Source organism: Endozoicomonas sp. ISHI1 (genome assembly GCF_024606225.1).
GTDB lineage: Bacteria > Pseudomonadota > Gammaproteobacteria > Pseudomonadales > Endozoicomonadaceae > Endozoicomonas_A.
In genome coordinates this window covers 36345-52247 of the sequence record NZ_JAGRPU010000039.1, presented here as the reverse complement: position 1 = coordinate 52247, position 15903 = coordinate 36345, and the positions used below count along the sequence as shown (strand labels likewise).

Here is a 15903-nt window from a genome sequence, read left to right as displayed (position 1 = left end):
AGTGGTCGGCAGAGGTGGTGTAAGTCACAATGCCGCAACGACCAAATGGTTTATCCAGTTCGGAACCTTTATAGCGCGCCAGAACGATCCCTTTGGAAGACGACTCAGGCTGAATGACGACGTATATCCGCTGGTTTTCCGGGTCATAGGTTTGAAAGAGCGGTGTGCCTTCTGGTGGCTGGCAGTTGTCTGACAGGCTGAGTGTATCGGTTGTGGGGGATGTACTGACAGACAAGGCACTGGATGCAGTTGCCGTGGTCAATTCAGTGGTGAGCGGCTGTGCCGATGGGGATGATGTTGCCGATGTTGTGTCTGATGCTGGCTCCGAATCAGTTAAGGCTCTGATGGCAGCAGCCGTGGTCAATTCAGTGGTGAGCGACTTTCCAGATGACAATTTTTCAGATGACAACTTTTCAGATGACAATGTTATAGCCAACAGAGTTGTCGTAATGTCTTTTACCCCGCTGCAGTCAAATCCCCCTGGTGTGCAATCCATTCCGGCCAGTAATGTTTGCAGTTCAGAGAACACTTTAGGAAACGGTAAATAGCCATCCCGACCGTTCCAGACAGTACGAACGAAAGAGGTCGCGTTTTCGGCACCACCAGGGTCGGCAAACTCATTCAGGACGATGGGAAACTGGTTGTTTGCCTGTTGGGTACCATTGATTCGGACAAGATCACGGTAGGGCGTGTTAACGGCTCTGACCATCGGCAGCTGTGTTGCATCACCGGCATTCCAGAGCGTGCTGTTCAAACCGTTTAAGCCTGATTTGAGATCAGTTTTTGATAGCCTTACGACACCTGTATTATATCCAATCCATCTGGAAGGAGGAATCCAGCGATACTTTGTGAAAGTATCCAGATTATTTTCAATGCGGCCTGCCTTGTAAAGGTTTGCAACTGCGCCGCTTTCTCGCTCAGTCGCGCTAACGAAGCCCGTATTAACATTGTTGTAAACCGAGGTCCAACGAGCCTTCGAAGACACACCACCGGCTTCACCAGTATCCCCTTTGTTAATGACTGCTCCGGCATTCAGGTTGTCATGGATGCTTCCACCTCTCGCAATTCCGACAATACCTCCGATATCTGCATGATAGCCGTCAGAAGTGACAGGTCCGGCGTTCACATTTTGAACAACAGGAGCGTTGACCGATTGCCCACTTATTCCACCCGCACGGGTGTTGAACTTTCCGTAAATACTACCGGTATTGAGATTTTTGCTGACCAGGGTTTGGCTGTTCGCTTCCCCCGCGATTCCGCCAACGCTTCCACCTCCCCTGAATTCAGCGCCTTGCACATAATAGGAAGCAAGTTTTCCGGTGTTCAGGTTATGTAAAACTCTGGCTGCTGTTGCTACTCCTGCAATTCCTCCGGAATCTCCGCTATTGCTGGCATTAATCTCACCGGTATTGACATTGTTGTTGGCAACGCTATCGCCTTTCAGCCTTCCGACAATGCCACCGGTAGGTGAGTCCTGTTTGTTTCTGGGCGTTATTTTTCCGATGTTCAGGTTGTTTGATACAGACGATGACTGATCGGCTACCCCAGCGATACCGCCGGTACTGGCACTCCCGGTTGTGGAAACGGTGCCGGTGTTCACACTATCGCGAATGACGCTATCAGAAACACTGCCCGCTATGCCTCCGGCATGACTGCGAAAACCGGTTGTTTTGACGGCTCCGGCAAAATTGACCACTTCTTCAATCCTGCTGTGTTTCAGCTCTCCTGCAAGTGCACCGGTTGGGCTCGAAGCTCCGGTACTGGTGACTTTTGGCTGCTTAAGCAGGATTTGTCGTATGGTGCTGTCCTGCAATGTCCCGAACAAGCCAGAAGCCGTATTACCTGTTGACGTTGAAACTTCGAGGCCAGAAATAACGTAACCATTGCCAAGCAGAGTGACAGTGAACGGTTTGGAGGCATTGCCGACAGGTTTCCATTCAGATCCGCTCAGGTCAATATTACCGATTAACTCATAGCGTCCTTCGACCGGGTGGTCGGCATTCAGATAGTGATTGAAATTACTATTGTCCAGCTGAACAGTGCGGGCGCTGCTGGTGGGTGGCGGTGCTGATGACGCTGGGGCAGTGGTTGGCACTTCAGAAGATGACATCGAACCGGGTGCAGTGTGGGCTACAGAAGCCGAGATTAATTCGCTGGTTGACGGTTGTACTAATGACAATGGGACAACGGATGAAATTTCAGAAGATGGCAATGAATCGGGCAAAGTCTGAGCTTCAGAAGTGCTGATCAGTTCGCTGGTTGAAAGCTCTTCAGATGACGATGATTCAACCGATGGAGTTGGCGTGATGTCTTCCTGCTCGCTGCAATCAAATCCCCCTTGTGCGCAATTAATTTCGGCCAGTAAGGTTTGCAGTTCAGAGAAAACTTTTAGAAAGGGTAAATAGCCATACTGGCCATTCCAGACGGTACGATTGAAAGAGGTCGCCTCTGTGTCACCACCAGGGTCAGCAAACTCAATCAGGACGATGGGAAACTGGTTATTTGCCTGTTGGGTGCCATTAATTCGGACAAGATCACGGTAGGGCGTGTTAACGGCCCTGAGCATCGGCAGCTGTGTTGCATCACCGGCATTCCAGAGTGTGCTGTTCAAACCGTGTAAGCCAGATTTGAGAGCAGTTTTTGATAGTCGTACGACACCTTCATTATATCCACTCCAGCTAGAAATAGAAACCCAGCGATATTTTGTGAAAGTATCCAGGTTATTCTCAATGTGGCCTGCCTCGTAAATGTCTGCAACTGCAGCGCTTTTTAGCTCGTCCGCACTAACGGAGCCCGTATTAACATTGTTGTAAACCGAGGACCAGCGAGCCTTCGCAGAAATGCCACCGGCTTGACTCGTATCCCCTTTGTTAATGACTGCTCCGGCGTTCAGGTTGTCATGAATGCTTCCACCTCTCACCATTCCGGCAATACCTCCGATATCTGCAAGATAGCCGTCAGAAGTGACAGGTCCGGCGTTCACATTTTCAACAACAGGAGCGTTGACCGATTGCCCACTTATTCCACCCACGTAGGCGTTGAACTTTCCGTAAATACTACCGGTATTGAGATTTTTGCTGACCAGGGTTTGGCTGTTCGCTTCCCCCGCAATTCCGCCAACGCTTCCACCTCCCCTGAATTCAGCGCCTTGCACATAATAGGAAGCAAGTTTTCCGGTGTTCAGGTTATGTAAAACTCTGGCTGCTGTTGCTACTCCTGCAATTCCTCCGGAATCTCCGCTATTGCTGGCATTAATCTCACCGGTATTGACATTGTTGTTGGCAACGCTATCGCCTTTCAGCCTTCCGACAATGCCACCGGTAGGTGAGTCCTGTTTGTTTCTGGGCGTTATTTTTCCGATGTTCAGGTTGCTTGATACAGAAGAGGACTGATCGGCTACCCCTGCGATACCGCCGGTACTGGCACTCCCGGTTGTGGAAACGGTGCCGGTGTTCACACTATCGCGAATGACGCTATCAGAAACACTGCCCGCTATACCTCCGGCATGACTGCGAAAACCGGTTGTTTTGACGGCTCCGGCATAATTGACCACTTCTTCAATCCTGCTGTGTTTCAGCTCTCCTGCAAGTGCACCGGTTGGGCTCGAAGCTCCGGTACTGGTCACTTTTGGCTGCTTAAGCAGGATTTGTCGTATGGTGCTGTCCTGCAATGTCCCGAACAAGCCAGAAGCCGTATTACCTGTTGACGTTGAAACTTCGAGGCCAGAAATAACGTAACCATTGCCAAGCAGAGTGACAGTGTACGGTTTGGAGGCATTGCCGACAGGTTTCCATTCAGATCCGCTCAGGTCAATATTACCGATTAACTCATAGCGTCCTTCGACCGGGTGGTCGGCATTCAGGTAGTGATTGAAATTATTATTGTCCAGCTGAACCGTGCGGGCGCTGCTGGTGGGTGGCGGTGCTGACGACGCTGGGGCAGTGGTTGGCACTTCAGGAGTTGACATCGAACCGGGTGCAGTGTGGGCTACAGAAGCCGAGATTAATTCGCTGGTTGACGGTTGCGCTAATGACAACGGGACAACGGATGAAATTTCAGAAGATGGCAATGAATCGGGCAAAGTCTGAGCTTCAGAAGTGCTGATCAGTTCGCTGGTTGAAAGCTCTTCCGATGACGATGATTCAACCGATGGAGTTGGCGTGATGTCTTCCTGCTCACTGCAATCAAATCCCCCTTGTGCGCAATTAATTCCGGCCAGTAAGGTTTGCAGTTCAGAGAAAACTTTTAGAAAGGGTAAATAGCCATACTGGCCATTCCAGACGGTACGATTAAAAGAGGTCGCCTCTGTGTCACCACCAGGGTCGGCAAACTCATTCAGGACGATGGGAAACTGGTTATTTGCCTGTTGGGTGCCATTAATTCGGGCAAGATCACGGTAGGGGGTGTTAACGCCTTTGAGCATCGGCAGCTGTGTTGCATCACCGGCATTCCAGAGATCGCTGTTTAAACCATTCAGGTTTGATTTGAGAGCACTTTTCGGTACTCTTACGACACCTCTGTTGTATCCATCACTTCTGTCATAAGGTTGTCTATACCTTGTAAAAGTATCCAGATTATTTTTAATACTGCCTGCTTGATGTAATTTTGCGACTGCCGGACTCATTTTATTATATGGTCGTGCATGAACCAATCCCGTATTAACATTGTTATAAACCGAGCCCCAATTCCGCAGATCTCCGGTAATGCCGCCGGTTGGACTTTGTCCGTCAAATTCTGAATCTTTCCCTATGACTGCTCCGGCATTAAGGTTGTCATGGATGCTTCCACTTAGGGTTTCTCCGACAATACCTCCGGCTTCTGCGTCCATGCCGTCAGTAGTGACAGATCCAGCATTTGCATTTTGAACAACTAAAGCGTTGGTTATATGCCCTGCTATTCCACCTACATGGGTATGGCTTTTTGCAGAAATGCTACCTGTATTGAGGTTCTTGCTAACCAGGGTTTGACTGCGAGCCGACCCTACTATTCCGCCACTTGTTCCGAATCCGTGAATCCAGGGGGTGCCTGCGTGATGATCCGAGGAAATTTTTCCGGTGTTCAGGTTGTGTAATATCCTGGCTGTTGTTCCGTCTCCTACAATCCCCCCGGAGCTTTCTGTTTGGGCAGCATTGACCTCACCAGTATTCACATTGTTGTTTGCAACGCTATTGCTTTTCAGCGCACCGACAATGCCACCGGCAGGAGAGGAAACAACATTTCTGGAGGCTATTTTTCCGGTATTCAAGTTATTTGAAGTAGAAGATGACTGATCGGCTAAACCAGCGATGCCGCCTGCACTGGCGTGCCCGGTTGTAAAAACGGTGCCGGTGTTCACACTGTCGTGTATGACGCTATCAGAAACACTGCCCGCTATACCTCCACCATGACTGTGAGAACCACCTGTGTGAATAGCTCCGGCAGAATTGACCACCTCTTCAACCCTGCTGCCTTTCAACACTCCCACAAGCGCACCTGCGGGACTCGTATTTCCGGTACTGGTCACTTTTGGTTGTTTAAACAGGATTTGTTGGATGGTGCTGTTGTGCAATGTCCCGAACAAGCCAGAGGGAATATCATCTGCTGACGATGAAACTTCGAGGCCGGAAATAATATAACCATTGCCAAGCAGAGTGACAGTGAACGGTTTAGAGGCATTGCCGACAGGCTTCCATTGAGATCCGCTCAGGTCAATATTACCGATTAACTCATAGCGTCCTTCGACCGGGTGGTCGGCATTCAGGTAGTGGTTGAAATTATTATTGTCCAGCTGAACCGTGCGGGCGCTGCTGGTGGGTGGCGGTGCTGATGACGCTGGGGCAGTGGTTGGCACTTCAGAAGTTGACACCGAACCGGGTGCAGTGTGGGCTACAGAAGCCGTACTCAATTCACTGGTTGAAGGCGGTACTGACGACGATGGCACAACAGATGAAACTTCTGACGGCGACACAGAAATGCTTGAAGTGCGAGCTACAGAAGTGGTGGACAATGCGCTGGTTGAAGGCTGCGCTGACGACGATGGAACAACGGATGAAACTTCAGGCGTTGACACCGAACTGAGTGAAGTAAGGGCTACAGAAGCCGAGATTAATTCGCTGGTTGACGGTTGTGCTAATGACAATGGGACAACGGATGAAATTTCAGAAGATGGCAATGAATCGGGCAAAGTCTGAGCTTCAGAAGTGCTGATCAGTTCGCTGGTTGAAAGCTCTTCCGATGACGATGATTCAACCGATGGAGTTGGCGTGATGTCTTCCTGCTCGCTGCAGTCAAATCCCCCTTGTGCGCAATTAATTCCGGCCAGTAAGGTTTGCAGTTCAGAGAAAACTTTTAGAAAGGGTAAATAGCCATTCTGACCATTCCAGACGGTACGATTAAAAGAGGTCGCCTCTGTGGCACCGCCAGGGTCGGCAAACTCAATCAGGACGATGGGGAATTGGTTGTTTGCCTGTTGAGTGCCATTAATTCGGGTAAGGTCACGGTAGGGCGTGTTAACGGCTCTGAGCATTGGCAGCTGTGTTGCATCACCGGCATTCCAGAGTGTGCTGTTCAAACCGTTTAAGCCAGATTTGAGAGCACTTTTCGATAATCTTACGACACCTTTATTGTATCCCCGCCGTGAATGAGGAGTCCATTTAGGCCTTGTGAAAGTATCCAGATTATTCGCAATATGGCCCTCATTAAAGAGTCTTCCGACCACTGGGCTTATATGGCTAAAGGTTGGGTGACTCTCAACTGACCCCGTGTTGACATTGTTATAAACCGAGGCCGAGTATTTGGCCGTCCCGGAAATACCACCAACGAAAGCTATCTTCCTGCTTTTTTCTGCTACTGCTCCAGCATTCAGGTTGTCATGAATGCTTCCACCTGCACCTGAGAGATTTCCGGCAATACCACCGGCAGCTGCGTAATTACCGTCACTTGTGACCGTTCCGACATTTACATTTTGAATAACCGGAGCGTTGTTTACTTCCCCTGCTATCCCACCCGCACTTGAACTATACCTCGAAGAAATACTGCCTGTGTTGAGGTTTTGGCTGACCAGGGTTTGACTGCTCTTCCCCACTATTCCGCCACTATGGCCTCCATTGGTATGTCTGGAACCTATCACATGATCTGAGGCAACTTTTCCGGTGTTCAGGTTATGTAATACCCTGGCTGCTTGCGCTTCTCCTGCAATCCCCCCGGAACTGTCGGTAAACGTAGCAGTGACTTCGCCGGTATTCATATTATTGTTAGCAACGCTGTTGCCTTTCAGTGTTCCGACAATGCCACCGGTAGGTAGGTTACGTTTTACCCTGGAGGTTATTGTTCCGGTATTCAGGTCATTTGAAATAGAAGATGTCCGATCGACCCATCCAGCGATACCGCCAGCAGTGGCTTTTCCGGCTATGAAAACGGTGCCGGTGTTGACACTGTCGCGTATGACACTCTCGGAAACAACGCCCGCTATACCTCCGCCATGACTGTGATAACCACTCGTTCTGATGGCTCCGGCATCATTGACCACTTCTTCAACCCTGCTGCGAATCAACAGCCCCGCAAGCGCACCGGTAGGACTCCTATCTCTGAAGCTGGTGACTTTTGGCTGCTTAAGCAGGATTTGTCGTATGGTGCTGTCCTGCAATGTCCCGAACAAGCCAGAGGCTGTGTTACCTGCTGATGTTGAAACTTCGAGACCGGAAATAACGTAACCATTGCCCAGCAGAGTGACAGTGAACGGTTTGGAGGCATTGCCGACAGGCTTCCATTCAGATCCGCTCAGGTCAATATTACCGATTAACTCATAGCGTCCTTCGACCGGGTGGTCGGCATTCAGGTAGTGGTTGAAATTATTATTGTCCAGCTGAACCGTGCGGGCGCTGCTAGTGGGTGGCGGTGCTGATGACGCTGGGGCAGTGGTTGGCACTACAGAAGTTGACACCGGGACAGCCGATGAAACTTCTGAAGGTGACACAAAACTGAGTGAAGTCTGGGCTACAGAAGTGGGTGGCAATTCACTGGTTGAAGGCGGTACTGACGACGATGGCAAAACAGATGAAACTTCTGACGGCGACACAGAAATGCTTGAAGTACGAGCTACAGTTGTGGGCAATGCGCTGGTTGAAGGCTGCGCTGACGACGATGGGACAACGGATGAAACTTCAGGCGTTGACACCGAACTGAGTGAAGTAAGGGCTACAGAAGCCGAGATTAATTCGCTGGTTGACGGTTGTGCTAATGACAATGGGACAACGGATGAAATTTCAGAAGATGGCAATGAATCGGGCAAAGTCTGAGCTTCAGAAGTGCTGATCAGTTCGCTGGTTGAAAGCTCTTCCGATGACGATGATTCAACCGATGGAGTTGGCGTGATGTCTTCCTGCTCGCTGCAATCAAATCCCCCTTGTGCGCAATTAATTTCGGCCAGTAAGGTTTGCAGTTCAGAGAAAACTTTTAGAAAGGGTAAATAGCCATTCTGGCCATTCCAGACGGTATGATTGAAAGAGGTCGCCTCTGTGGTCCCGCCAGGGTCGGCAAACTCAATCAGGACGATGGGAAACTGGTTGTTTGCCTGTTGGGTGCCGTTAATTCGGGCAAGGTCACGGTAGGGCGTGTTAACGGCCCTGAGCATCGGCAGCTGTGTTGCATCACCGGCGTTCCAGAGTGTGCTGTTCAAACCGTTTAAGCCTGATTTGAGATCACTTTTTGATAGCCCTACGACACCTTTATTATTATAAATCCGGAAAGTATTCAGATTATTCGCAATACGAGCTGACCTGGAAGCTGCGGCGACTGCTGGGCTTATATAGCTATACCTTGGGTGAGCTTCAATTGACCCCGTATTGACATTGTTATAAACCGAGGCCGAATTGCCGGCGGTCCCGGAAATACCTCCGACGTAAGCTCTCTCCCTGTTTTTTTCTGCTACTGCTCCAGCATTCAGGTTGTCATGAATGCTTCCACCCGAAAGCTTTCCGGTAATACCTCCGGCAACTGCGTAATTGCCGTCACTCGTCACCGTTCCGACATTTACATTTTGAATAACCGGAGTATTGCTGACTTCCCCTGCTATCCCGCCCGCACTTGACCAATGCTTTGAATAAATACTGCCTGTGTTGAGGTTTTGGCTGATCTGGGTTTGACTGCTCTTCCCCACTATTCCGCCACTACGGCCAGCTTGGGTATGTCTGGAACCTATCACATGATCTGAGGCAACTTTTCCGGTGTTCAGGTTATGTAATACCCTGGCTGCTTGCGCTTCTCCTGCAATCCCCCCGGAACTGTCGGTAAACGTAGCAGAGACTTCGCCGGTATTCATATTATTGTTAGCAACGCTGTTGCCTTTCAGTGTTCCGACAATGCCACCGGTAGGTAGGTTACGTTTTACCCTGGAGGTTATTGTTCCGGTATTCAGGTCATTTGAAATAGAAGATGTCCGATCGACCCAACCAGCGATACCGCCAGAAGTGGCTTCTCCGGCTATGAAAACGGTGCCGGTGTTGACACTGTTGCGTATGACACTCTCGGAAACAACGCCCGCTATACCTCCGCCATGACTGTGATAACCACTCGTTCTGATGGCTCCGGCAGAATTGACCACTTCTTCAACCCTGCTGCGACTCAACTCACCTGCAAGTGCACCGGTTGGACTCGCATTTCCGAAGCTGGTGACTTTTGGCTGCTTAAGCAGGATTTGTCGTATGGTGCTGTCCTGCAATGTCCCGAACAAACCAGAGGCCGTGTTACCTGCTGATGTTGAAACTTCGAGACCGGAAATAACGTAACCATTGCCCAGCAGAGTGACAGTGAACGGTTTGGAGGCATTGCCGACAGGCTTCCATTGAGATCCGCTCAGGTCAATATTACCGATTAACTCATAGCGTCCTTCGACCGGGTGGTCGGCATTCAGATAGTGATTGAAATTACTATTGTCCAGCTGAACCGTGCGGGCGCTGCTGGTGGGTGGCGGTGCTGATGACGCTGGGGCAGTGGTTGGCACTTCAGAAGTTGACACCGGGACAGTGGATGAAACTTCAGAAGGTGATACCGAACTGGATGAAGTTCGGGCTATAGAAGTTGGGGGCAATGCGCTGGTTGATGGCTGTGCCGATGACGACAGGGCAGCAGATGAAACTTCAGAAGGTGGCACCGAACTGGATGAAGTGTGAGCAACAGAAGTGATTGTTAATTCACTGGTTGATGGCTGCGCCGATGACGACAGGACAACGGATGAAATTTCAGAAGATGGCAATGAATCGGGCAAAGTCTGAGCTACAGAAGTGGTGATCAGTTCGCTGGTTGAAAGCTCTTCCGATGACGATGATTCAACCGATGGAGTTGGCGTGATGTCTTCCTGCTCACTGCAATCAAATCCTCCTTGTGCGCAATTAATTTCGGCCAGTAAGGTTTGCAGTTCAGAGAAAACTTTTAGAAAGGGTAAATAGCCATTCTGGCCATTCCAGACAGTATGATTGAAAGAGGTCGCCTCTGTGTCACCACCAGGGTCGGCAAACTCATTCAGGACGATGGGAAACTGGTTATTTGCCTGTTGGGTGCCGTTAATTCGAGCAAGGTCACGGTAGGGCATGTTAACGCCTCTGGGCATCGGCAGCTGTGTTGTATCACCGGCATTCCAGAGTTCGCTGCTCAAACCGTTCAAGCCTGATTTTAGAGCAGTTTTTGATAGTCTTACGACTTTGTTATACCCCCTTGAATGAATGTCGCGATACTTTGTGAAGGTATCCAGATTTTTCTCAACACGAGCTGACTGCCATCGCGGTAACCTTGCCACTGCACCGCTTAAAAGGGAGTAATTTGCTCCCAGATCTGTAACCGACCCCGTATTGACATTGTTGTAGACCGTGGCCCAGCGGCCTGCAGATCCGGAAATACCAGCGCTGACACTGCTATGAGCTTTCGTTGTGATTGCTCCGGCATTAAGGTTGTCATGAATGCTTCCCCCTTCAGCTTCTCCGGCAATACCTCCAGCATATCCACCAATGCCGTCATTAGTGACCGTTCCAACATTTACATTTTGAATAACAGGAGCGTCGCTGACTTCCCCTGATATCCCGCCTGCACTTGAATGATCCTTTGAAGAAATACTGCCTGTGTTGAGGTTTTGGCTGACCAGGGCTTGACTGCTCTTCCCCACTATTCCGCCACTACTGCCTCTTCCTCCGGTATAACCTATCATATGATCTGAGGCAACTTTTCCGGTGTTCAGGTTATGTAATAGCCTGGCTGCTTGCGCTTCTCCTGCAATCCCCCCGGTACTGTCGGTGACAGTAGCAGTGACTTCGCCGGTATTCATATTATTGTTAGCAACGCTGTTGCTTTTCAGTGTTCCGACAATGCCACCGGTAGGTAGGTTATCTTTTACTCTGGAGGTTATTGTTCCGGTATTCAGGTTATTTGAAATAGAAGATGTCCGATCAACCCAACCAGCGATACCGCCAGAAGTGGCTTTTCCGGCTATGAAAACGTTGCCGGTGTTGACACTGTTGCGTATGACACTCTCGGAAACAACGCCCGCTATACCTCCGCCATGACTGTGATAACCACTCGTTCTGATGGCTCCGGCAGAATTGACCACTTCTTCAACCCTGCTGCGACTCAACTCACCTGCAAGTGCACCGGTTGGACTCGCATTTCCGAAGCTGGTGACTTTTGGCTGATTAAGCAGGACGTGTCGTATGGTGCTGTCCTGCAATGTCCCGAACAAGCCAGAGGCTGTGTTACCTGCTGATGTTGAAACTTCGAGACCGGAAATAACGTAACCATTGCCCAGCAGAGTGACAGTGAACGGTTTGGAGGCATTGCCGACAGGCTTCCATTGAGATCCGCTCAGGTCAATATTACCGATTAACTCATAGCGTCCTTCGACCGGGTGGTCGGCATTCAGGTAGTGGTTGAAATTATTATTGTCCAGCTGAACCGTGCGGGCGCTGCTGGTGGGTGGCGGTGCTGATGACGCTGGGGCAGTGGTTGGCACTTCAGAAGTTGACACCGGGACAGCCGATGAAACTTCTGACGGTGACACCGAACTGGATGAAGTGCGAGCTACGGATGTGCTGGCCCAACTGTGCCAATTTGGAAAACAAACGACAAGTGACAATAACAGTAAAGACGACTTTGTGCAGATAGTTAGGCTTTGCCGATACTGATCTTTCATCGAACGGTTATTCATTGAGTAAGTACCACAAAAAATAATGATGAGAACTAGTCGTATTCGTGTTCGTATATATAGACTATGGGGAGCCATCATGCAGAAACATGTTGGCAACCGGGAAAAGTTCCAGTTTGAGCAGAGGGGGGGGGATCAGGGGTAACCTTTTCTGGCTGAGTCGGGCAGGTCATCCTGTCTTTTGCAAGGATAACCAGACAGCCCTGCCGGGAGCCATTTATGCGGGTTTGCGCTAAGCCGAATTAGCCTTTATGGGCATCAATTCGTGGGTTTCCGCTCCTGATCCAAGGGGTTGCTTTTTAAACTTCTTAATGGCTACGATCACCGTAATCGTTGCAACGACTACGAGAGCGCCGACAATAATGAGCCCGGTTTTCCAATCAGAAGTGTCTGAAGAGGATTGCGAAGGCGATAAATCATCATAAGGTTTCTGAAGGTTATCGTTTCCCAGACCCTCCAGACCCTCCAGATCCAGAGCAATTTCTTGCATCCGAACTCGCTCGTTGCCTTCCCCGGTATCATCAATTTCAACAGCCAGATAGACCTTGTTACCGACAAAAACCGGGCGCATAGTATTGGCTGTCGCGGGTTTAAACGTGGTGCCAAGACGATGGTTATTGACCTGATCTTTGTAGGTCAATACGGTCAGTCGTCCATCGCTGTTGTAGATAACGGCGTGCAGATAATCTTCTGTTGCTATCAGCCTGACGGTCGCGAACGAACCCGGTGCGGGGGAAGGAAAATCAATACTGTCGTCAATCATATAAGCACTGTCCATCTGTCCATTGTCACTGGCGAACCGGCGAATAGAAAGTTTTTTTCCCTCAGGGCTGTATAGGGCAACGAAGACCTGATCTTTTTGTATCAGGATGTCCTGCTGGCTGTTGATCATGTCATCGTAATTGGTGGCTATTATCCCTCTGCCATTGTTGCCAAAAGAGGCAGTGGGTTTTAGCTGTTGACTGTCGTATTGTCTGATAAACAGAGGATCGGGTGCATCTTCTTCACTTTGACCGGTTACATAAAGGCGTTTGCCGTCTTGGGATAGCTTTAAATGAATCCCTTGTTCTTTATCATACGAGCCACTGTTTTCAGAAAGAAAGATCCGTCGCTGCTGGTAACGACCCACCAACAGGCTGTTATCGAGGGTTCCTGTAAAATAAATAGCGCCCTGATGATAAGCGGTATCATTAATTTGCACACTTTCAGGGAACAGGTCGTTACGTACAGTGAATTCTCCCCGGTAGCTCCGGGTAGCACTTAACGGGAACTCGAACAGAATTGCTTTTCCTGACTGTGTTGTTGCAACAAGAACCAGATGAGAGCCCGTCTTTTCGTGAATAACCTGCCCTGTCAGAGACGGGTAGGAATCCAGTAGTCTGGAGTAGTCGGCAGAGGTTGTGTAAGTCACAATGCCGCACTGGCCAAATTGTTGGTCCAGTGCAGAACCTTTATAGCGCGCCAGAACAATCCCTTTGGAAGGCGACTCAGGCTGAATGACGACGTATACCCGTTGGTTTTCCGGGTCATAGGTTTGAAAGAGCGGTGTGCCTTCTGGTGGCTGGCAGTTTGACAGGTCAAGTGAATGGGTTGTGGGGGATGGACTGTCTGGCAGGGCACTGGATGCAGCAGCCGTGCTCAATAGACGGGTTAGCGGCTGTGCCAATGAGGATGATGTTGCCGATATTGTGTCTGATGGTGACTCCAAATCAGGTAAGGCTCTGATTGCAGCAGCCGTGGTCAATTCAGTGGTGAGCGGCTTTGCGGATGATAATTTTGCGGATGACAATGCTGTAGCCAACAGAGTTGCTGTGATGTCCTTTACCCCGCTGCAGTCAAATCCCCCAAGTGTGCAATCCATTACGGCCAGTAATGTTTGCAGTTCAGAGAAAACTTTAGGAAACGGTAAATAACCATGTCGACCGTTCCAGACAGTACGATTGAAAGAGGTCGCGTCTTCGGCGCCACCTGGGTCAGCGAACTCATTCAGGACGGTGGGAAACGGGTTATTTGTCGGTTGGGTGCCATTGATTCGGACCAGTTCACGGTAGGGGGTGTTAATACCTCTGAGCATCGGCAGCTCTGTTGTATCACCGGCATTCCAGAGCCTGCTGCTTAAGCCGTTTAAGCCTGATTTGAGAGCACTTTCCGATACTCTTACGACACCTGTATTATATCCATTGAAATCGACAGTAGAAACCCGGTAATACTTTGTGAAAGTATCCAGATTATTCTCAATGAGGTCTGCCTCGTAAACGTTTGCAACTGCCGGGCTTAGATGGCTAGTTGAATTAATGAAGCCAGTATTAACATTGTTATAAACCGAGGCCCGACGAGCCAGCGAGGACATACCGCCAGCCCGACTATCATCCCCTTTCCCAATGACTGGTCCAGCATTCAGGTTGTCATGAATACTTCCACCCCTTGCTACTCCGGCAATACCTCCGATATCTGCAAGATTGCCGTCAGAACTGACAGCTCCGGCATTTACGTTTTGAACAACGCTAGAGTTGACCGATTGCCCACTTATTCCACCCACTTGGGTGCTATGCTTTCCAGACGTGCTACCTGTGTTGAGGTTTTTGCTGACCAGAGTTTGTCTTTCCGTATACCCTACTATTCCGCCAATGCTCCCAGCTCTTTTCCAGGAAGTAACGCTCAAATAATCGGAGGCAATTTTTCCGGTGTTCAGGTTATGTAACAGTCTGGCTGATCCTGCTTTTCCTACAATCCCTCCGGAATCTTCGGTATGGCCAGCATTAACCTCCCCGGTGTTCACATTGTTGTTGGCAACGCCATTGCCTTTCAGCCTTCCAACAATGCCACCGGCAGGTGAGTTATCCAGGCTTCTGGAAGTTATTGTTCCAATATTCAGGTTGTTTGATACAGAAGAACTCTGATCCGCCACCCCAGCGATACCGCCTGTGCTGGTGCTTCCGGTTGTGAACACGGCGGCGGTGTTGACACTATTGCGAATGACACTACCGGAAACACTGCCCGCTAAACCTCCGGCATGACTGTGATAGCCACCCGTTCTGATCGCTCCGGCATAATTGACCACCTCTTCAATCCTGCTGTCTTTCAACGCTCCCACAAGTGCACCGGTCGGGCTCGTATTTCCGGAACTGATCACTTCTGGTTGTTTAAGCAGGATCTGTCTGATGGTGCTGTCCCGTAGCGACCCGAACAAGCCTGAGGTTGTGTTATCTGCTGATGTTGCAACTTCGAGGCCGGAAATAACGTGGCCATTGCCATTGAGGGTGACAGAAAACGGTTTGGAGGTATTGCCGACGGGTTCCCAGGGAGTGAATTCGCTCAGGTTGATATCACTGATTAACTCGTAGCGACCTTCGACCGGGTGGTCAGCATTCAGGTATTGATAGAAATTATTATTGTCCAGCTCAATAGTCACGGCCTTGCTGATTGTTGGCTGTGCTGATGAAGATGGGGCGGTGGATGAAGCTTCTGAAGGTGATACCGAACTGGCTGAAGTGCGAGCTACAGACGTGGTGATCAATTCGCTGGTTAAAGGCTGTGCCGATGATGCTGGGACAGCGGATGAAACCTCAGAAGGTGACACCGAACCGGATGAAGTACGTGCTACAGAAGTCGTGCTCAATTCACTGGTTGAAGGCTGTGCTGATGACGATAGGACAGCGGATGTAACTTCAGAAGTTGACATCGAACCGGATGAAGTTCTGGCTATAGAATGAGTACTCAACTCACTGGTTGAAGGC

Annotated in this window: 4 protein-coding genes; 2 read left to right on the top strand and 2 right to left on the bottom strand. The window is 49.9% G+C overall.

Annotated elements, in window-relative coordinates; genetic code table 11:
- Positions 1-11989, bottom strand: an 11989-nt coding sequence (locus tag KBW69_RS19365) for a hypothetical protein (protein WP_257281931.1), incomplete at its 3' end; no start/stop codon positions are given.
- A 224-nt stretch (positions 11990-12213) separates the two neighbouring features.
- Here KBW69_RS19365 and KBW69_RS19360 point away from each other — a divergent pair.
- Positions 12214-12402: a hypothetical protein gene (locus KBW69_RS19360; protein ID WP_257281930.1), complete on the top strand. Its 189-nt coding sequence runs from the start codon at positions 12214-12216 to the stop codon at positions 12400-12402.
- On the opposite strand, the gene KBW69_RS19355 is transcribed toward KBW69_RS19360, so the two are convergent.
- Complete coding sequence (locus KBW69_RS19355; protein WP_257281929.1) at positions 12399-15578, bottom strand: hypothetical protein; 3180 nt, start codon at positions 15576-15578, stop codon at positions 12399-12401. The genes KBW69_RS19360 and KBW69_RS19355 overlap by 4 nt on opposite strands.
- On the opposite strand from KBW69_RS19355, the gene KBW69_RS19350 reads away from it, so the two are divergent.
- Positions 15559-15879: a hypothetical protein gene (locus KBW69_RS19350; protein ID WP_257281928.1), complete on the top strand. Its 321-nt coding sequence runs from the start codon at positions 15559-15561 to the stop codon at positions 15877-15879. The genes KBW69_RS19355 and KBW69_RS19350 overlap by 20 nt on opposite strands.
- The last annotated feature ends 24 nt before the right edge of the window (positions 15880-15903 follow it).